Source organism: Pseudomonas sp. PvP025 (genome assembly GCF_017832155.1).
In the GTDB taxonomy this organism is placed as follows: domain Bacteria; phylum Pseudomonadota; class Gammaproteobacteria; order Pseudomonadales; family Pseudomonadaceae; genus Aquipseudomonas.
The window spans coordinates 4,323,389-4,346,183 of the sequence record NZ_JAFIBJ010000001.1; the positions used below are offsets into that span (position 1 = coordinate 4,323,389).

At 60.6% G+C, this 22,795-nt stretch carries 5 protein-coding genes; 3 read left to right on the top strand and 2 right to left on the bottom strand.

The genetic code is table 11. The features are described from left to right. The first annotated feature begins 337 nt into the window (after nt 1-337). Entirely contained in the window at nt 338-18,379 is an 18,042-nt protein-coding gene (locus JOE32_RS18845) for an Ig-like domain-containing protein (protein WP_209987396.1), read from the top strand. A 123-nt stretch (nt 18,380-18,502) separates the two neighbouring features. Then, a complete protein-coding gene (locus JOE32_RS18850; protein WP_209987399.1) occupies nt 18,503-18,841 on the top strand; it encodes a tryptophan synthase subunit beta in 339 nt (112 codons plus the stop codon). A 55-nt stretch (nt 18,842-18,896) separates the two neighbouring features. Here JOE32_RS18850 and lapD read toward each other — a convergent pair whose 3' ends face one another. Together lapD and lapG are read right to left on the bottom strand one after the other, a co-directional pair. Further along, complete coding sequence (lapD, locus tag JOE32_RS18855; RefSeq protein ID WP_209987402.1) at nt 18,897-20,843, bottom strand: cyclic di-GMP receptor LapD; 1,947 nt, start codon at nt 20,841-20,843, stop codon at nt 18,897-18,899. An 11-nt stretch (nt 20,844-20,854) separates the two neighbouring features. Then, entirely contained in the window at nt 20,855-21,571 is a 717-nt protein-coding gene (gene lapG, locus JOE32_RS18860; RefSeq protein WP_209990620.1) for a cysteine protease LapG, read from the bottom strand. 266 nt (nt 21,572-21,837) lie between these two features. Between lapG and bcsQ the strand changes: the two genes are divergently transcribed. Beyond that, on the top strand, nt 21,838-22,782 hold the full coding sequence (gene bcsQ / locus JOE32_RS18865) for a cellulose biosynthesis protein BcsQ (RefSeq protein WP_209987405.1): 945 nt from the start codon (nt 21,838-21,840) through the stop codon (nt 22,780-22,782). Nucleotides 22,783-22,795 lie beyond the last annotated feature (13 nt).

Consider the following 22,795-nt stretch of genomic DNA (forward strand, 5'->3'; position numbering starts at 1 on the left):
TCCCCGGAGATCTGGTTGCCTGCAAAGCTGCAACAAAATTGGAATATTGCATGGGAGTGGCAACTCGAAATGCCCGTTTTTATTGGGCGCCGGAGGGCGCAAACAGAAAGTCGCGAGGCCGCTTAAATATCAATGTGACATTACGGGGCGGATTGTTTAGGATGGCGCCCAATAGGTCAATACCTTGACGGAAAAGTAATTTTTCCGGAAAAACATCAAAATATTGACGCCAAAATTTTTACGCAGAAATTCAAGTACTCCAGCTATTGAATCGGCACCAGCGGTAGGGCCGGTCTCCTTGATGGATGCCCCCTGAACGGTATTTCGGAGATTTTTTATGAGCAGCGTTGCGGTCGTCAAAAGCATTGTCGGTCAAGTGTTTGCGGTATCCCCGGAAGGGATTCGTCGCCTGCTTGTAGAAGGTGATCGCCTGTTCGCCGGGGAGCAGGTCGATACCGGCCCCGCTGGCGCCGTGTCGCTGGAGCTTACCGATGGCCGCGTGATCGACCTGGGCCGCGACAGCCAGTGGAGCGCCGACGCGCCTGACTCGTCCACTGACCTGAGCGCCGCCACTGCCCAGGCCGCACCGTCCGTTGCCGAGCTGCAGCAAGCCATCGCCGCCGGCGCCGACCCGACCCAGGACCTCGAAGCCACCGCCGCCGGCCCGAGCGCGGCCGGTGCAGACGGCGCTGTCGGGGGCGGGCACAGCTTCGTGGTGCTGGACGCGACCGCAGGCGTGGTCGACCCTACCATCGGCTATCCGACCAACGGCCTGAACGCTGCGGATGCCGGCGCTGCGCCGCTTACCGCCGGCAACACTAACAACGGCGCCACTGCGCAAAACGTCACCGTCACCCTGACCGCCACGCCAACTATCACCGAAGCCGGCGGCGTGGTGGTTTACACCGCATTCGCCACCCAGGCGCCGACCAGCGACCTCACCGTTACCTTGTCCAACGGCTTGGCCGTAGTGATCGCGGCCGGCCAGACCTCCGGCGCGCTGAACGTCACCTTCGCCGGCAAAGACACGCCGTACCTGGATGCCTCGTCGATCTCCGCCACCATCGCCGGCACTTCCGGCGGCGGCAACGTGGTCGTCACCACGGATCCGACGCCTGCGGTGACGCAAGTCAACGACACCATCGACACCACCACCGTGACACTCACCTCCGCCGCCTCGGTGGATGAGGGCGGCAAGATCGTCTACACCGCCACGGTGACCAACGCCGCGCAGACCGACGTCACCGTCACCCTGTCCAACAACACCACCATCACCATTGAAGCCGGCAAAACCACCGGCACCGTCAGCGTCGACACCCCGGCGAACCTGGCCGATGGCAAGGACCTGACCGTCAGCGCGAGCATCACGGCCGCCAGCGGTGGCAACTACGAGAACCTCGCGATCAACCCGCAAGCGGCGACCACCACAGTGATCGCTGTGGATAACCCGAGCGTGCTGGTGGCCGACACCGCCACCCTCGCCGAAGACGGCGTTGCGACCGGTAATGTGCTGAGCAACGACAGCGATATCGACAATGTGCTGTCGGTTGCCACCTTCAACGTCGGCGGCACCACCTTCAATGCCGGCCAGACCGCGACCATTGCCGGCGTGGGCAGCATCACCATCGGCGCCGATGGCGCGTACACCTTCACCCCGGTCAAGGACTTCAACGGTGATGTGCCGCAGATCGGCTACACCACCAACACCGGTTCGACCAGCACGCTGAATGTGAACGTGGTGGCGGTCGACGACGCGAGCGTGTTGAAAGCGGACACTAGCACGGTGCAGGAAGATAACGTTGCCACTGGCAATGTGCTTTCGAATGATGTCGACGTCGACAACGTATTGAGCGTCGCGACTTTCAGCGTCAACGGCACCACTTACAACGCCGGCCAGACCGCGACTATTGTTGGCGTCGGCTCGATTACTATCGGCGCTGACGGCGCGTACGCCTTCACGCCAGTCAAAGACTTCAACGGTGATGTGCCGCAAATCGGTTACACCACCAACACGGGTTCGAGCAGCACGCTGGACGTGAAGATCGATGCTGTTGATGACGCGAGCGTCCTCAAGGCAGACACCGGCAGCGCCCTGGAAGACAACGTTGCCACCGGCAATGTACTGAGCAACGACGTCGATGTGGACAACACACTGACTGTTGCTACGTTCAATGTCGGTGGAACCACTTACAACGCAGGCCAGATCGCGACCATTGCTGGTGTTGGCTCAATCACCATCGGTGCCGACGGTGCCTATGCCTTCACGCCGGTCAAAGACTTCAACGGTGACGTGCCGCAGATCGGCTACACCACCAACACCGGTTCGAGCAGCACGCTTGATGTGAAAATCGACGCTGTAGATGACGCGAGCGTCCTCAAGGCAGACACCGGTAGTGCGCTGGAAGATAACGTTGCCACCGGCAACGTGCTCTCAAATGACGTCGATGTGGATAACGTCTTAAGCGTTGCGACCTTCAACGTCGGCGGCACCACATATACCGCAGGTCAAACCGCGACCATCGCGGGCGTTGGTTCAATCACCATCGGCGCCGACGGTGCGTACGCCTTCACCCCGGTCAAAGACTTCAACGGCGATGTGCTGCAAATCGGCTACACCACCAACACCGGATCCAGCAGCACGCTGGATGTGAAGATCGACGCGGTTGATGACGCGAGCGTCCTCAAAGCTGATATCGGTAGTGCGTTGGAAGATAACGTTGCCACTGGCAACGTGCTGAGCAACGACGTCGATGTCGACAACGTACTGACTGTTGCCACGTTCAACGTCGGTGGCACCAGTTACGCCGCCGGCCAGACCGCAATCATCGCAGGCGTTGGCTCGATCACCATCGCTGCAGACGGTGCCTACGCCTTCACCCCGGTCAAAGACTTCAACGGCAACGTACCGCAAATCGGCTACACCACCAACACCGGCTCCAGCAGCACCCTGGACGTAAAAATCGACGCTGTTGATGACGCGAGCGTCCTCAAGGCAGACACCGGTAGCGCCCTGGAAGATAACGTTGCCACCGGCAACGTCCTTTCGAATGACGTCGATGTAGACAACACACTGACTGTTGCCACCTTCAACGTAGGTGGCACCACTTACAACGCCGGCCAAACGGCCGTGATTGCAGGTGTGGGTAGCCTCACCATCGGCGCCGACGGCGCCTACGCCTTCACCCCGGTCAAAGACTTCAACGGCGACGTACCGCAAATCGGTTACACCACCAACACCGGTTCCAGCAGCACGCTTGATGTGAAGATCGACGCTGTAGATGACGCGAGCGTCCTCAAAGCGGACACCGGCAGCGCCTTGGAAGACAACGTTGCCACCGGCAACGTTCTTTCGAATGACATCGATGTCGACAACGTACTGACTGTTGCCACGTTCAACGTCGGTGGCACTAGTTACGCCGCCGGCCAGACGGCCGTGATCGCGGGCGTGGGCAGCATCACCATCGGCGCTGACGGCGCGTACGCCTTCACCCCCGTTAAAGACTTCAACGGCGACGTGCCACAAATTGGTTACACCACTAACACGGGTTCCAGCAACACGCTTGATGTGAAGATCGACGCTGTAGATGACGCGAGCGTCCTCAAAGCGGACACCGGCAGCGCCCTGGAAGATAACGTTGCCACCGGCAACGTCCTTTCGAATGACGTCGATGTAGACAACACACTGACTGTTGCCACCTTCAACGTAGGTGGCACCACTTACAACGCCGGCCAAACGGCCGTGATTGCAGGTGTGGGTAGCCTCACCATCGGCGCCGACGGCGCCTACGCCTTCACCCCGGTCAAAGACTTCAACGGCGACGTACCGCAAATCGGCTACACCACCAACACAGGTTCGAGCAGCACGCTGGACGTGAAAATCGACGCGGTTGATGACGCGAGCGTCCTCAAAGCGGACACCGGCAGCGCCTTGGAAGACAACGTTGCCACCGGCAACGTCCTTTCGAATGACATCGATGTCGACAACGTACTGACTGTTGCCACGTTCAACGTCGGTGGCACCAGTTACGCCGCCGGCCAGACCGCAATCATCGCAGGCGTTGGCTCGATCACCATCGCTGCAGACGGTGCCTACGCCTTCACCCCCGTCAAAGACTTCAACGGCGACGTACCGCAAATCGGCTACACCACCAACACCGGCTCCAGCAGCACGCTGGACGTGAAGATCGACGCGGTTGATGACGCAAGCGTCCTCAAAGCGGACACCGGTAGCGCATTGGAAGACAACGTCGCCACCGGTAACGTGCTGAGCAACGATGTCGACGTCGACAACGTGTTGAGCGTTGCGACCTTCAGCGTCAACGGCACAAGCTATAACGCAGGCCAGATCGCGACCATTGCTGGCGTTGGCTCAATCACCATCGGTGCAGACGGCGCCTACGTCTTCACGCCGGTCAAAGACTTCAACGGTGACGTGCCGCAAATTGGCTACACCACTAACACGGGGTCGAGCAGTACGCTGGACGTGAAGATCGACGCCTTAGATGACGCAAGCGTCCTCAAAGCGGACGCAGGTAGCGCGTTGGAGGACAACGTTGCCACTGGTAACGTGTTGAGCAACGACGTTGATGTGGACAACGTGTTGAGCGTTGCGACCTTCAACGTTAATGGCACCACTTACAACGCAGGCCAGACCGCGACTATCGCAGGTGTTGGCTCTATCACCATCGCTGCAGACGGTGCCTACGCCTTTACGCCGGTCAAAGATTTCAACGGTGACGTGCCGCAAATCGGTTACACCACCAACACCGGTTCCAGCAGCACGCTGGATGTGAAGATCGACGCTGTAGATGACGCGAGCGTCCTCAAAGCAGACACCGGTAGTGCGCTGGAAGACAACGTTGCCACCGGCAACGTGCTAAGCAACGATGTCGACGTAGACAACACACTGACCGTCGCCACCTTCAATGTGGGCGGTACTACATATACCGCAGGTCAAACCGCTGTTATCGCGGGCGTCGGCTCAATCACCATCGGTACTGACGGCGCCTACGCCTTCACCCCCGTCAAAGACTTCAACGGCGACGTACCGCAAATCGGCTACACGACCAACACAGGTTCGAGCAGCACGCTGGACGTGAAGATCGACGCGGTTGATGACGCAAGCGTCCTCAAAGCGGACACCGGCAGCGCCTTGGAAGACAGCGTTGCCACCGGCAACGTGTTGAGCAACGACGTCGATGTCGACAACGTACTGACTGTTGCCACGTTCAACGTCGGTGGCACCAGTTACGCCGCCGGCCAGACCGCAACCATCGCAGGTGTTGGAGCTATCACCATCGGTGCTGACGGCGCGTACAGCTTCACCCCGGTCAAAGATTTCAACGGTGACGTGCCGCAAATTGGCTACACCACCAACACAGGTTCCAGCAGCACGCTGGACGTGAAGATCGACGCGGTTGATGACGCAAGCGTCCTCAAAGCGGACACCGGTAGCGCATTGGAAGACAACGTCGCCACTGGTAACGTGTTGAGCAACGACGTTGATGTGGACAACGTGTTGAGCGTTGCGACTTTCAACGTAGGTGGCACCACTTACAACGCCGGCCAAACGGCCGTGATTGCGGGCGTTGGTTCTATTACCATCGGCGCCGACGGCGCCTATGCCTTTACGCCAGTCAAAGACTTCAACGGTGATGTACCGCAAATCGGATATACCACCAACACGGGTTCCAGCAGTACGCTGGACGTGAAAATCGACGCGGTCGATGACGCAAGCGTGTTGAAGGCCGATACCGGCAGCGCCCTGGAAGACAACGTTGCTACCGGCAACGTGCTTAGCAACGACGTTGACGTCGATAACGTGTTGAGCGTTGCGACCTTCAACGTCGACGGCACTACGTATACCGCAGGTCAAACCGCGATTATCGCGGGCGTTGGTTCTATTACCATCGGCGCCGACGGCGCCTATGCCTTTACGCCAGTCAAAGACTTCAACGGTGATGTACCGCAAATCGGATACACCACCAACACCGGCTCCAGCAGCACCCTGGACGTGAAGATCGACGCTGTAGATGACGCGAGCGTCCTCAAAGCGGACACCGGCAGCGCCTTGGAAGACAACGTTGCCACCGGCAACGTGTTGAGCAACGACGTCGATGTCGACAACGTGTTGAGCGTTGCAACCTTCAACGTTAATGGCACCACTTACAACGCAGGCCAGATCGCGACCATTGCTGGTGTTGGCTCAATCACCATCGGTGCCGACGGCGCCTATGCCTTCACACCGGTCAAAGACTTCAACGGTGACGTGCCTCAAATCGGCTACACCACCAATACGGGTTCCAGCAGCACTCTGGATGTGAAGATCGACGCAGTTGATGACGCGAGCGTTCTCAAAGCGGACACCGGCAGCGCCTTGGAAGACAACGTTGCCACCGGCAACGTCCTTTCGAATGACATCGATGTCGACAACGTACTGACTGTTGCCACGTTCAACGTCGGTGGCACTGGTTACGCCGCCGGCCAGGCGGCCGTGATCGCGGGCGTGGGCAGCATCACCATCGGAGCTGACGGCGCGTACGCCTTCACCCCCGTTAAAGACTTCAACGGCGACGTGCCGCAAATCGGCTACACGACCAACACAGGTTCGAGCAGCACGCTGGATGTGAAGATCGACGCGGTTGATGACGCGAGCGTCCTCAAAGCGGACACCGGCAGCGCTCTGGAAGATAACGTTGCCACTGGTAACGTCCTCTCGAATGACATCGATGTCGACAACGTACTGACTGTTGCCACGTTCAACGTCGGTGGCACTAGTTACGCCGCCGGCCAGACGGCAATCATCGCAGGCGTTGGCTCGATCACCATCGCTGCAGACGGTGCCTACGCCTTCACACCGGTCAAAGACTTCAACGGCGACGTGCCGCAAATCGGTTACACCACCAACACCGGTTCCAGCAGCACGCTGGATGTGAAGATCGACGCTGTAGATGACGCGAGCGTCCTCAAAGCGGACACCGGCAGCGCCCTGGAAGATAACGTTGCCACCGGCAACGTCCTTTCGAATGACGTCGACGTAGACAACACACTGACTGTTGCTACCTTCAGCGTGGGTGGCACTACCTATAACGCTGGCCAGACTGCAACCATTGCAGGCGTGGGTGCTGTCACCATCGGCGCTGACGGCGCGTACGCCTTTACCCCCGTTAAAGACTTCAACGGCGACGTGCCGCAAATTGGCTACACGACCAACACCGGTTCGAGCAGCACGCTGGACGTAAAAATCGACGCAGTTGATGACGCGAGCGTCCTCAAGGCTGACACCGGCAGCGCCTTGGAAGATCACGTTGCCACTGGCAACGTGCTGAGCAACGACGTCGATGTGGACAACGTGTTGAACGTCGCGACTTTCAGCGTCAGCGGCACCAGCTACAACGCTGGCCAGACCGCCGTGATCGCAGGTGTGGGTAGCATCACTATCGGTGTTGACGGCGCGTATGCCTTCACCCCCGTCAAAGACTTCAACGGTGACGTGCCGCAAATCGGCTACACCACCAACACCGGTTCGAGCAGCACGCTGGACGTAAAAATCGACGCAGTTGATGACGCAAGCGTCCTCAAAGCGGACACCGGCAGCGCCTTGGAAGATCACGTTGCCACTGGCAACGTGCTGAGCAACGACGTCGATGTGGACAACGTCTTGAGCGTTGCGACCTTCAGCGTCAACGGCACCAGTTACAACGCCGGCCAGACCGCTGTTATCGCGGGCGTTGGCTCAATCACCATCGGTGCCGACGGTGCCTATGCCTTCACCCCGGTCAAAGACTTCAACGGCGACGTGCCGCAGATCGGCTACACCACCAACACCGGCTCCAGCAGCACGCTGGACGTGAAGATCGACGCGGTTGATGACGCAAGCGTCCTCAAGGCAGATACCGGCAGTGCCTTGGAAGATAACGTTGCCACCGGCAACGTCCTTTCGAATGACGTCGACGTAGACAACACACTGACTGTTGCTACCTTCAGCGTGGGTGGCACTACCTATAACGCTGGCCAGACTGCAACTATCGCAGGCGTGGGCGCTATCACCATCGGTGCTGACGGCGCGTACAGCTTCACCCCGGTCAAAGACTTCAACGGTGACGTGCCTCAAATTGGCTACACAACCAACACCGGTTCGAGCAGCACGCTGGACGTGAAGATCGACGCTGTTGATGATGCGAGTGTGTTGAAAGCCGACACCGGCAGCGCGCTTGAAGACAACGTTGCCACTGGCAATGTGCTGAGCAACGACGTTGACGTCGACAACGTGTTGAGCGTCGCGACCTTCAACGTAGGTGGCACCAGTTACGCCGCCGGCCAGACGGCGGTGATTGCAGGCGTCGGCAGCATTACTATCGCTGCCGACGGCGCCTATGCCTTTACGCCAGTCAAAGATTTCAACGGTGACGTGCCGCAAATCGGCTACACCACCAACACGGGTTCGAGCAGCACTCTGGACGTGAAGATCGACGCGGTTGATGACGCGAGCGTGTTGAAAGCCGATACCGGCAGCGCCCTCGAAGACAACGTTGCTACCGGCAACGTGCTGAGCAACGATGTCGATGTGGATAACGTGTTGAGCGTTGCGACCTTCAACGTCGGCGGCACCACGTATACCGCAGGTCAAACCGCGACCATCGCGGGCGTTGGTTCAATCACCATCGGTACCGACGGCACCTACGCCTTTACGCCGGTTAAAGACTTCAACGGCGACGTGCCGCAAATCGGTTACACCACCAACACCGGTTCCAGCAGCACGCTGGATGTGAAGATCGACGCTGTAGATGACGCGAGCGTCCTCAAAGCGGACACCGGCAGCGCCCTGGAAGATAACGTTGCCACCGGCAACGTCCTTTCGAATGACGTCGACGTAGACAACACACTGACTGTTGCTACCTTCAGCGTGGGTGGCACTACCTATAACGCTGGCCAGACTGCAACTATCGCAGGCGTGGGCGCTATCACCATCGGTGCTGACGGCGCGTACAGCTTCACCCCGGTCAAAGACTTCAACGGTGACGTTCCTCAAATCGGCTACACAACCAACACCGGTTCGAGCAGCACGCTGGACGTGAAGATCGACGCTGTTGATGATGCGAGTGTGTTGAAAGCCGACACCGGCAGCGCGCTTGAAGACAACGTTGCCACTGGCAATGTGCTGAGCAACGACGTTGACGTCGACAACGTGTTGAGCGTCGCGACCTTCAACGTAGGTGGCACCAGTTACGCCGCCGGCCAGACGGCGGTGATTGCAGGCGTCGGCAGCATTACTATCGCTGCCGACGGCGCCTATGCCTTTACGCCAGTCAAAGATTTCAACGGTGACGTGCCGCAAATCGGCTACACCACCAACACGGGTTCGAGCAGCACTCTGGACGTGAAGATCGACGCGGTTGATGACGCGAGCGTGTTGAAAGCCGATACCGGCAGCGCCCTCGAAGACAACGTTGCTACCGGCAACGTGCTGAGCAACGATGTCGATGTGGATAACGTGTTGAGCGTTGCGACCTTCAACGTCGGCGGCACCACGTATACCGCAGGTCAAACCGCGACCATCGCGGGCGTTGGTTCAATCACCATCGGTACCGACGGCACCTACGCCTTTACGCCGGTTAAAGACTTCAACGGCGACGTGCCGCAAATCGGTTACACCACCAACACCGGTTCCAGCAGCACGCTGGATGTGAAGATCGACGCTGTAGATGACGCGAGCGTCCTCAAAGCGGACACCGGCAGCGCCCTGGAAGATAACGTTGCCACCGGCAACGTCCTTTCGAATGACGTCGACGTAGACAACACACTGACTGTTGCTACCTTCAGCGTGGGTGGCACTACCTATAACGCTGGCCAGACTGCAACTATCGCAGGCGTGGGCGCTATCACCATCGGTGCTGACGGCGCGTACAGCTTCACCCCGGTCAAAGACTTCAACGGTGACGTGCCTCAAATTGGCTACACAACCAACACCGGTTCGAGCAGCACGCTGGACGTGAAGATCGACGCTGTTGATGATGCGAGTGTGTTGAAAGCCGACACCGGCAGCGCGCTTGAAGACAACGTTGCCACTGGCAATGTGCTGAGCAACGACGTTGACGTCGACAACGTGTTGAGCGTCGCGACCTTCAACGTAGGTGGCACCAGTTACGCCGCCGGCCAGACGGCGGTGATTGCAGGCGTCGGCAGCATTACTATCGCTGCCGACGGCGCCTATGCCTTTACGCCAGTCAAAGATTTCAACGGTGACGTGCCGCAAATCGGCTACACGACCAACACCGGTTCCAGCAGCACGCTGGATGTGAAGATCGACGCGGTTGATGACGCAAGCGTCCTCAAAGCTGATACCGGCAGTGCGCTGGAAGACAACGTCGCTACCGGCAACGTGCTGAGCAACGATGTCGATGTGGATAACGTGTTGAGCGTTGCGACCTTCAGCGTCAACGGCACCAGCTACAACGCCGGCCAGACCGCAATCATCGCAGGCGTGGGCGCTATCACCATCGGTGCTGACGGCGCGTACAGCTTCACCCCGGTCAAAGACTTCAACGGCGACGTGCCGCAAATCGGTTACACCACCAACACCGGTTCCAGCAGCACGCTTGATGTGAAGATCGACGCTGTAGATGACGCGAGCGTCCTCAAAGCCGACACCGGCAGCGCCTTGGAAGACAACGTTGCCACCGGCAACGTCCTTTCGAATGACATCGATGTCGACAACGTACTGACTGTTGCCACGTTCAACGTCGGTGGCACTAGTTACGCCGCCGGCCAGACGGCCGTGATCGCGGGCGTGGGCAGCATCACCATCGGCGCTGACGGCGCGTACGCCTTTACCCCCGTTAAAGACTTCAACGGCGACGTGCCGCAAATTGGCTACACGACCAACACCGGTTCGAGCAGCACGCTGGACGTAAAAATCGACGCAGTTGATGACGCGAGCGTCCTCAAGGCTGACACCGGCAGCGCCTTGGAAGATCACGTTGCCACTGGCAACGTGCTGAGCAACGACGTCGATGTGGACAACGTGTTGAACGTCGCGACTTTCAGCGTCAGCGGCACCAGCTACAACGCTGGCCAGACCGCCGTGATCGCAGGTGTGGGTAGCATCACTATCGGTGTTGACGGCGCGTATGCCTTCACCCCCGTCAAAGACTTCAACGGCGACGTACCGCAAATCGGCTACACCACCAACACCGGTTCGAGCAGCACGCTGGATGTGAAGATCGACGCTGTTGATGACGCGAGCGTCCTCAAAGCGGACACCGGCAGCGCCTTGGAAGATCACGTTGCCACTGGCAACGTGCTGAGCAACGACGTCGATGTGGACAACGTGTTGAACGTTGCGACTTTCAGCGTCAACGGCACCAGTTACAACGCCGGCCAGACCGCTGTTATCGCGGGTGTTGGCTCAATCACCATCGGCGCCGACGGTGCCTATGCCTTCACCCCGGTCAAAGACTTCAACGGCGACGTGCCGCAAATCGGTTACACCACCAACACCGGCTCCAGCAGCACGCTGGACGTAAAAATCGACGCAGTTGATGACGCAAGCGTCCTCAAAGCGGACACCGGCAGCGCCTTGGAAGATCACGTTGCCACTGGCAACGTGCTGAGCAACGACGTCGATGTGGACAACGTCTTGAGCGTTGCGACCTTCAGCGTCAACGGCACCAGTTACAACGCCGGCCAGACCGCTGTTATCGCGGGCGTTGGCTCAATCACCATCGGTGCCGACGGTGCCTATGCCTTCACCCCGGTCAAAGACTTCAACGGTGACGTTCCTCAAATCGGCTACACCACCAACACCGGCTCCAGCAGCACGCTGAACGTGAATATCGTGGCGGTCAACGACGCACCCATTGCCACCAATGGCAACATTGCCAGCAACGAAGACACCTCGGTCGAACTGACCTGGGCGACCTTCGGCGTCAAGGATGTGGATTCGGCCAGCCCAGGGGTGGTGTTCACCAGCCTGCCTGCCGGTGCCATCGAGTACAAAGTCAACGGCGTGTGGACGCAACTGACCACCGCTGACCTGAAAACCGATACCTCGGCCGGCAAGGCGTTCAGCCAGGCCGACTTCGACAGCCACAATGTGCGCTATACCCCGGCGGCCAACGAGTCGGGCGACAACAGCTTTGGCGGCAGCGGTGTGGGCAACAAGCAAAGCGATTACACCGAGCTGAAGTTCCAGGCCACCGACGGCAGCGCTTACAGCGACACTAAAACCATCACCGTGGATATTCACCCGGTGACGGACGTGCCGGTTGTGAGCCTTGGCCAATACAGCGCGGTGCCGACCGGTTTGACCCTGCAGACCTGGACCGGCGGCACGCTGGCCAAGGACCTGGGCACCAGCGGTAACGGCGTTGCGCAGTCCAGCGATCTGATCCGGGTGATCAACGCCAAGACCACTGACAGCGCAGCCTTCACCGGTGTGGTCAGCAACGTCAGCAACACTAACGTGGTGGATGGCACGGCGACCAAAGTGTCCGGCCTGATTTACCTGGAAGCCGGCAAGAGCTACAGCTTCACCGGCACTGCCGATGACAGCCTGGCGGTAACGGTGGGCGGTCAGGTCGTGTCGACCGAGACCTGGAGCAAGGGCAGCGCGATTACTGCGACGCCTTTCACGCCGACCGAGTCGGGTTACTACACGCTCGACGTCTATCACTACAACCAGAACGGCCCGGGCAATTACGACATCAATGTGTCGATCAACAACGGCCCGTCCATGGCGCTGGGCAGCAGCGGCGTGCAGACCTACACCAGCGTGGACGCCTTGAAAGCCTCCGGCGCAGTGCTGGGCGACAGCCATGTGGTCAATGGTGAAGGCTATTACACCGGCTATGTCTACAACCATGGCCTGGAAGACGGCAGCATCAAGGTCAGCCCGATCACTACCACGTTTGTCGATAACGATGGCTCGGAATCCCACAAGGTAGAAGTCAGCGGCCTGCCGGCAGGCACCGTGATCACCGACGGCACCAACGGCCACAGTTTCACCTCGACCGGCGCGAACACGCTTTACGACGTCAGCACCTGGAACCTGAAAACCCTGACGGTCACCCCGTTCAAGGACTCGACGGCCAGTTTCGACCTGACCGTGAAAGCCACGGCCACCGAGCTGAGTACAGGCGTTGCAGAAGTCACCACCGGCAAAGTGAGCATTGTGGTCACTGCGGTCAACGACGCGCCGGTTGCCATTGCAACCACCGCGACCGGTGCCGAAGACCCAACCAGCGGCATCGCGGTCAAGCTGAGCGCTACCGACGTAGACGGCCTGGCGAACGTGAAATCCTTCAGCGTGGGCACGCCAAGCAACGGCACCTTCTACACCGACGCCGCGATGACCACCAAAGTGACCGGCCCGATTACCGCCAGCAATGGCGAGGCCACCGTCTACTTCAAGCCGGCTACCGACTTCAACGGCACGGTGAACTTCACCTACACCGCCACCGACAGCGGCAACGCTGACGGCAGCAACGTGCTGACCTCGCCAGCCGTCAACGGCACCATCACCGTGACCCCGGTCAACGATGCGCCGGTCGCCATTGCTACAACCGCAACCGGTGCCGAAGACCCAACCAGCGGCATCGCGGTCAAGCTGAGCGCGACCGACGTAGACGGCCTGGCGAACGTGAAATCCTTCAGCGTGGGCACGCCAAGCAACGGCACCTTCTACACCGACGCCGCGATGACCACCAAAGTGACCGGCCCGATTACCGCCAGCAATGGCGAGGCCACCGTCTACTTCAAGCCGGCCACCGACTTCAACGGCACGGTGAACTTCACGTATACCGCGACCGACAGCGGCAACGCTGACGGCAGCAACGTGCTGACCTCGCCAGCCGTCAACGGCACCATCACCGTGACTCCGGTCAACGATGCGCCGGTCGCCATTGCTACAACCGCAACCGGTGCCGAAGACAACGGCATCGCGGTCAAGCTGAGCGCGACCGACGTAGACGGCCTGGCGAACGTGAAATCCTTCAGCGTGGGCACGCCAAGCAACGGCACGTTCTACACCGACGCGGCCATGACCACCAAGGTGACCGGCCCGATTACCGCCAGCAATGGCGAGGCCACCGTCTACTTCAAGCCGGCTACCGACTTCAACGGCACGGTGAACTTCACCTACACCGCGACCGACAGTGGGAACGCTGACGGCAGCAATGTGCTGACCTCGCCGGCTGTCAACGGCACCATCACCGTGACTCCGGTCAACGACGCGCCGGTTGCCATTGCAACCACCGCGACCGGTGCCGAAGACCCAACCAGCGGCATCGCCGTCAAGTTGAGTGCTACCGACGTAGACGGCCTGGCGAACGTGAAATCCTTTAGCGTGGGCACGCCAAGCAACGGCACCTTCTACACCGATGCCGCGATGACCACCAAAGTGACCGGTCCGATCACCGCCAGCAATGGCGAGGCGACCGTTTACTTCAAGCCGGCCACCGACTTCAACGGCACGGTGAACTTCACCTACACCGCGACCGACAGTGGGAACGCTGACGGCAGCAATGTGCTGACCTCGCCAGCCGTCAACGGCACCATCACCGTGACTCCGGTCAACGATGCGCCGGTCGCCATTGCAACCACCGCGACCGGTGCCGAAGACCCAACCAGCGGCATCGCCGTCAAGTTGAGTGCTACCGACGTAGACGGCCTGGCGAACGTGAAATCCTTTAGCGTGGGCACGCCAAGCAACGGCACGTTCTACACCGACGCGGCCATGACCACCAAGGTGACCGGCCCGATCACCGCCAGCAATGGCGAGGCGACTGTTTACTTCAAGCCAGCCACCGACTTCAACGGCACGGTGAACTTCACCTACACCGCCACCGACAGCGGCAACGCTGACGGCAGTAACGTGCTGACCTCGCCAGCCGTCAACGGCACCATCACCATTACGCCGGTCAACGACGCGCCCACGGCTACCAACGGCAACATCGCCAGCAACGAAGACACCTCGGTCGAACTGACCTGGGCCACCTTTGGCGTCAACGATGTGGACTCCGCCAACCCGAAAGTGGTGTTCACCAGCCTGCCTGCCGGCGCCATCGAGTACAAAGTCAACGGCGTGTGGACGCAACTGACCACCGCTGACCTGAAAACCGATACCTCGGCCGGCAAGGCGTTCAGCCAGGCTGACTTCGACAGCCACAACGTGCGCTACACCCCGGCGGCCAACGAGTCGGGCGATAACAGCTTCGGCGGCACCGGTGTGGGCAACAAGCAAAGCGACTACACCCAGCTGAAGTTCCAGGCCTACGACGGCAGCGCCTACAGCGACACCAAAATCATCACCGTGGATATTCACCCGGTGACGGACGTGCCGGTGGTAGGTGTCAGCCAATACGGCGCGGTGCCAACCGGTTTGACCCTGCAGACCTGGACCGGCGGCACGCTGGCCAAGGACCTGGGCAACAGCGGCAACGGCGTTGCGCTGTCCAGCGACCTGATCCGCGTGATCGACGCCAAGACCGCTGCCAGCGCGATCTCCACAGGTGTGGTCAGCAGCGTCAGCAACAGTAATGTGGCGGAGGGGACGGCAACCAAAGTCTCCGGCCTGATCTACCTGGAAGCCGGCAAGAGCTACAGCTTCACCGGCACTGCCGATGACAGCCTGGCAATCACCGTGGGCGGCAAGCTGGTGGCCAGCGAGACCTGGAGTGAACAGGGCGGCACGATTACCGGCACGGCGTACACGCCGACCGAGTCGGGTTACTACACCCTCGACATCTACCACTACAACCAGGCCGCCGCAGGCAACTACGACATCAATGTGTCGATCAACAACGGCCCGTCGATGTCGCTGGGTAACAGCGGCGTGCAGACCTACACCGGCGTGGACGCCTTGAAGGCCGCAGGTGCGGTGCTGGGCGACAGTCATGTGGTCAATGGCGAAGGCTACTACACCGGCTACGTCTACAACCGTGGGCTGGAAGACACCACCATCAAGGTCGCGCCGATCACCACCACGTTCGTCGACAACGACGGCTCGGAATCCCACAAGGTGGAAATCAGCGGCTTGCCGGCCGGCACCGTGATCACCGACGGCACCAGCGGTCACAGCTTCACCTCGACTGGCGCTACCGCGTTCTACGATGTGAGCACTTGGAACCTGAAAACCCTGACGGTCACCCCGTTCAAGGACTCGACGGCCAGCTTCGACCTGACCGTGAAAGCCACGGCCACCGAACTGAGTACCGGCGTTGCGCAAGTCACCACCGGCAAAGTGAGCATCGTGGTCACTGCGGTCAACGACGCCCCGACCCTGGACCTGAGCACGGCCGACGGCGCGGTCGCCACCGGCTTCGCCGCCACCTACAACGAACGCAGCACCAGCGGCGTGGCGATTACCGGCAGCGTGGCCATCGGCGACGTCGACAGCAGCCAGATGCAGAGCGCGAGCATCACCCTCAAAAACGCCAGTGCCGGGGATCAACTGACCTCCAGCCTGGTGACGGTGGGCGGCACCTACAAAGGCATTACCCTGACCAGCGTCGGCACTGACGTCAGCGGCAAGATCATGCTGAGCCTGTCGGGTGCGGCGGATGCGGCGACCTACAAGGCGCTGCTGGAATCGTTCCAATATTCCAGCACCAGCAAGTACCCGGCTACCGGCGACCGCACCATCGAGGTCTCGGTGATGGACAACGAAGGCGGCAACAGCCTGAGTTCCAGCATCGCCACCAGCACCATCACGGTAACGCCGCAGGCCTACCTGGTGACTGAAGGCACTGGCGTGGCCGATGTCATCAACTTGAGCAGCTCGTCGGTCAACAACGTGGTGGTCGGCGACAAGGCCGGCGTGGTCACCCAGGGCAGCAACTACAACATTGCCTTCCTGGTCGACACCTCGGGCAGCATCGGCACCAGTGCGATGGACTCGATCAAGAGCCAGCTGAACAGCGTGTTCAATACATTGATTGCCAATGCCGGCAATAAAGACTCGGGCGTGGTGAAAGTGCTGCTGGTCGATTTCGACACGCGTATCGAATCTCAGGTCTCGGTCAATCTGGCCGACAAGGACGCTGCCAAGGCGGCCTTGCAGGCGGTCTTGACCCAGATGACTTCCAACTCCAGCGACATGACCAACTATCAGGATGCGTTCGACGCGGCCACCAACTGGTTCAAGAGCAGCGACGCCACCAGTAACAAGGGCGCGACCAACCTCACGTACTTCATTACCGACGGTTCGCCGAACGTATTTACCGAGGTGCACGGCAACCCTTACCTGGGCACGACCAGCACGTTCTGGGGCTCGAACGTTTACTTCGACAGCGTGGTCAACAGCTCCAACTACGTGTTGGGCCAGGGCAGCGCGGTCTACACCACCATCAACGGCTGGTCGCGGATGATTGTCGACGGCGATGGCAAGGTGTACTCCTACAACGGCTGGGGCCAGGCGATCTATGAAGGCACCGTGGTCGCCAACGCCAAGGGCGGCTTTGACGTGGCGGCGGTCTATCAGGACTCCGACACCGCCCTGGCCAGCGCCAAGGCGGCCTACGCCAACCTGGTCAACGCGGTGGACAGCAAGGTCACGGTCGAGGCCATCGGCCTGGGGTCGAGCATCGATACCACGGTGCTCAAGCAGTTCGACACCGACAAGGTGGTTGCCACCATCGACACGGCGAAGCTGGCCGATGCCATCACCGGCCACACCGCCGATGCGGGCGCCGACAACCTCACCGGCGGTTCGGCCAACGACATTCTGTTCGGCGACCTGATCACCTACAAAGGCCAGGAAGGCAGCGCTGCGCTCAAGTCCTTCGCCGCCGAGAAACTGGCCACCACCGTCGACCACATCGACGACCGCACCTTGCACCAGTACATCACCGAGCACGTGCAGGACATCGGCGCACTGGCCAACGCGTCGAACATCTACGGCACCAAGGATGGCAACGACACGCTGATCGGCAATGCCGGCAACGACATTCTGTTCGGCCAGGGCGGCAACGACAGCCTCTCCGGCGGCGCCGGCAACGACATCCTGGTGGGCGGCAAGGGCGATGATGTGCTCAGCGGCGGTGCGGGTGCCGATACCTTTGTGTGGCTCAAAGGCGACACCAACACCAGCGGCGGCTTCGATCGCATCACCGACTTCAAGCACGGCGAAGGCGACAAGCTGGACCTGTCCGACTTGCTGCAAGGCAATAACGACAACAACCTGTCCAACTACCTGAAGCTGACCACCGATGCGTCGGGCACCTCGACGCTGAGCGTCAGCAGCGCGGGCACGTTCACCGCCTCGGGCGGCGGCACGGCCGATGTCACGATCAAGGTCGACGGCGCCAGTTGGGGCAGTGGCAGCGCCGCGATCAATAACCTGATCGCCGGTGGCGACCTGACCGTCAAGCATCACGACTGATCACCCAGGCGGCACCCATCCATAAGGATTGGCGCCGCCGGGCATCAGCTTCGGGAAAATCTGTGTAATCTCTGTGGACGCCGTGCGCGATGCCTGCAGGGATTTTTTATTGGGAGAACGCTGATGTTCTACGTGCAACGCGATCAATACAACGCGCTGGTTCGCGTCGAGGCACAGGCTTTTAGCGAGGCCACCGAGACACTGCCGGCCGACCACCATGAGATCCAGGCGTGGTTTGCCGGTGATGCGGTGGACAACAGCCTCAAGCAGCTCAAGCAAAGTGACCTTGAGATGATTCGAGTGCTGGATGACTTGATTCAGGTGCTGATCACCAAGAACGTGATGAGCATCACCGATCTGCCGCCGGCGGCGCAGGTCAAGTTTCTTGAGCGCACCCAGGCGCGGGCCGCGCTGGGCGGCTTGAGTGAGCTGATCAACGACGATGAAACCGGCTTGATCTGACCCCGGCCACCTCCTTTACGGCGTGACCGTCAAGGAGGTTCCAGGTGTCAGCGCTTCACTTCCAGGGCGCGGGTTCACCGACCAGTCGGCCTTGCACCCCTTCGATGCCCATCTCGCGGATCACCCGCAACTCACCTTCGGTTTCCACGCGCTCGGCAATCAACGGCAGGTCGATGCTGTGGGCGGCGCGCTGGATGGCTTCGATGAAAAAGCGCTTGTGGCTTTCGTGGTCAATGGCGCGGATGTAGCTGCCGTCGATTTTCAGGTAGGCCAGCCCCAGGTTCGCCAGGTTGCCGATCATGCTGAAGCGCCCGCCGAAACGCTGCAGGCCGAGGCTGAAGCCCAGGTTGCGCATGCGCCGGGTCAGGCGCTCCAGTTCGGTCTGTTCGGGCACTTGCTCCTCGCCGATCTCCAGCGTCAGCTGTGCGCCCAGCGTTGGGTGCTGGGCCAGTCGTTCGAATACCCGCTCCAGGGCTTGAGGGTCCTGCAGGGTCGCGGCCGACAGGTTCAAGGCCGCTGAGACGGGGTGCTGGCTCAGGTGTTTGATCACCAGGTCCAGCATCAGGTGGTCGAGCCGCGCGGTCCAGCCGAAGCGTTCCAGCCAGGGCAGGAAGTGGCCAGCCGCGATGGTCTGGTTCTGGTTGTCGAGCAGGCGCGACAGCACCTTGTAATGCAGCACCTGCCGGGTGTCGCCGCTGCTGACCACCGGCTGGAAAAACAACTGGAAGCGGCCTTGCTTCAGCGCGTCATCGAGCAAGGTGTGCCAGCTGTGCGGGTCATCGCTGACGGTGCCGGTGACCTGATGTTCCAGGCACACCCAGCTCTGGCCGCCGCTGGCTTCGGCCTGGGTCAGCGCCTGGTCGGCCAGCATCAGCAGGTCGGCGGAGGCGTCGCCCGGGTTGTACGGCGCCAGGCCGATGAAGGCCACGGTCGGCATGTCGGTGGCGCCGGTTTCGTGCAGGCTTTGCAGGGTCGCCTCCAGCGCCTGGGCCAACTGCAGGGCTTCGTCGCGCACCAGCCCCGGGGCTAGCACTGCGAATTCGCCGCCACGGCTGCGGGTGATGAGGTTGTGGGTTTCCGGGTACTTGGCGCAGGTGCGCACCAGTTGCTGGCTGACCGCCTGCAGCAACTGGTCGGTACGTTGCCCGCCCAGGCGCTGGTTGAGGCCGCTCAGGTCGTTGACGCGCAGCATCAGCAGGTAGCCGGAGCTGGATTCCTCCAGGTTGCTGACCCGCGATTGCAGCTGCATCTCGAAATAGCGACGGTTGGCAAGGCCGGTGAGGCTGTCCTGGTAGGACTCCACGCGCAGCTTCTCGCTGCGCTCGGTCTGCTCATGGAACAGGGCCTTGAGCTTCTCCACCATCTGGTTCATCGCCTGCACGACGCGGCGCAGCTCCGGGGTGCGCGGCAGGTCGGGCAGGCTCAGGAATTCACGACGGGCAATCGCATGGGACTGCTCGACCATGTAGTCCAGCGGCTTCAACTGCCGGCGCAGCAGCAGGGCGCCGAGCACCGCGCTCACCGCCCCGCACACCAGCAACCATCCGAGGCTGCCCAGGGCGCTCTGCCAGAGTTTGGCCAGGGCAAACATCGGGTGGCTGACCACCTCGACCCGTGCTGCCTGCTGCCAGCCGCGGCTGACGATGGCATCACCGCCGGCCGGTTCCAGGCCGATCATCTTCACGAACCACGCCGGTACGTTGCTGGCATCCGGCTCGGCGGCGCGCTCCACCAGTACCTGGTTATTGCTCAGGTCCACCACGCGGATGCTGGCGTAGTAGCCGCTGTCGAAGATCGAGCTGACCATCAGCTCGGTCATCGCCGGGTCATCGATGTTCGGGGTCAGCGACAGGGCCAGCGCGGTGGCCGCGTCCTGAGCGTGGGAGCGCAGCTGGTTGACGTACTGGGTACGCGAGCTCTCCAGGCTGACCATGAAGCTACCGCTGAACGCGACTATCAGGAACACGCAGATAGCGATCAGCAATTGTTTGAACAGTGACATCGTAGCTCCTGTTAATTGTCCGAACTGGCCGGAAACCCTTCAGCGGTCATTTTTTTCAACACATCCTGCCAGCGTGACAGGCGTTTGGTGTCACCGACTTTCTTGTTGCCCGCCGCGCCGGTCAGCCACAGGCCTTCGCCGTTGAAGGCATACACGGGGAGCAAATCCTGGCGTTGGCTGGCAGGCAGAATCGCGTCCATCAGGCTGTCGAGCACCAGGGGCATGGCCTCGGGGCTCGCATAATACGTCAGCACCATGTGCGCACGGTTCTGACGCAGCGCCTTGACGTAGGTAATGCGCAGTTTCTCGGCCGGCACGCCGAGGTGGCGCAGGCTGAAGTACTTGGCGATGGCGTAGTCTTCACAGTCGCCCGCGCCTTTCCACAGCGACTGAATGGGGGTGGCCCAGTAATCGACCTCGTGCCACAGGTCGATGTCTTCCTCGTAGTGCAACTGCCGATTGAAGAAGAGGTTGACCACCTTGAGCTGCTCGGCCTCGCTTACCTGTTTCTGGGTGGACAGCAACTGTTGCCACGCATCGATGCGCTGGCGCCCGGCGCCAAGTGGACCGTACAGCGTTTCGGCGCGTCGGCTGATCTGGCTGAAATCCCAATCGGCCAGCAAATCGCCCAGCAGCCCGCCCGCCAACAGCAGCGTGACGGCGAAGCCGTAGAGGACCCGAGGGAGTTTGAAGCGTAACGCCACTGCGATTACCCAGGCATGCAGCATGGAAGGTGCGGCAATGGTGAGGCGATACCCTGCAAAAGACAATGGCACAGTGGAATCACTTTTGATGAATTACAGAAAGTGTTCGTCATTTAATTGGCTATTTTCCACTCGTCCGAAAGACTGCTGGCGATTTGATCAAAATAATGACACTTGCGCGTCGCTGTCGGAGAATGAGCCATCAAAATGCCTACAAGAAGACCTGCGGTGAAGCCAGTATCTTGCCGACCTTTCACGTCTTTACACGGCGCTGTTAAGGAGTTCCGGCCATGAGCCGCACCGATTATCTATTTGCCCTGTTCGGCAAGAGCGTTTCCCGCGACCCTGAGGGAAGAAACGCTCGGCTGCACTTCTTCGGCACCGTGCCGTTTGACGATGGCACGCGGGTGAACCAGAGAGACGGCTCGCATTACCGTAGTCATCCTCAGGAGCGATTCCAGCCGGGCGAGCAGCAGGTTGCCCGCCCAACGGTGGTGGCGGTGGTGTCGATCAACGGCGGCGTGGGGCGCAGCACCCTGGTCACGGCGTTGAGCAGCGGCCTGCAACGACTCGGCGAGTCGGTGATGGCCCTGGATCTGGACCCGCAGAACGCGCTGCGCCACCACTTCGGCGTAGAGGCCGAGCAACCTGGCCTGGGCCGTGCCAGCCTGCTTAATGCGCCGTGGACGAGCGTCGTGCAATCCGGGTTTGCCGGGTGCCAGGTCATCCCGTTTGGCGACACCGACAGCCATCAGAAGGAAAGCCTGCAGCGCTGGCTTACGCGTGAGCCCAAGTGGCTGGCGCAGCGCTTGTCGGCACTGGCGCTGGATGAGCGCGGCCTGGTGATCATCGATACCCCGGCAGGCAATAACGTCTATTTGCAGCAGGCATTGAGCGTGGCCGATATCGTGCTGGTGGTCACGCAGCCCAATGCCGCCTGCCTCGGCACACTGGATCAAGTGGATGCATTGCTGGCGCCGTGCCTTGAGCGTGCGCCGCGTTGCCACATTGTGATCAATCAAATGGATGATAAGTCGGCGTTCAGCCTGGAGATGTTCGAGGCTTTCAAGCAACGTCTGGGTGACAGATCCGTTCATGTGATCCACCACGATTCATCCATCAGCGAAGCCTTGGCGTTCGCCTCCGACCCGCTGGATAACATACGCGTGAGCCTGGCTGGCGACGATATCAACGGCCTGTGCCGGCTGTTGATTGCCCGTAAAAAACGTCCATAAGTCGCGGTTTATA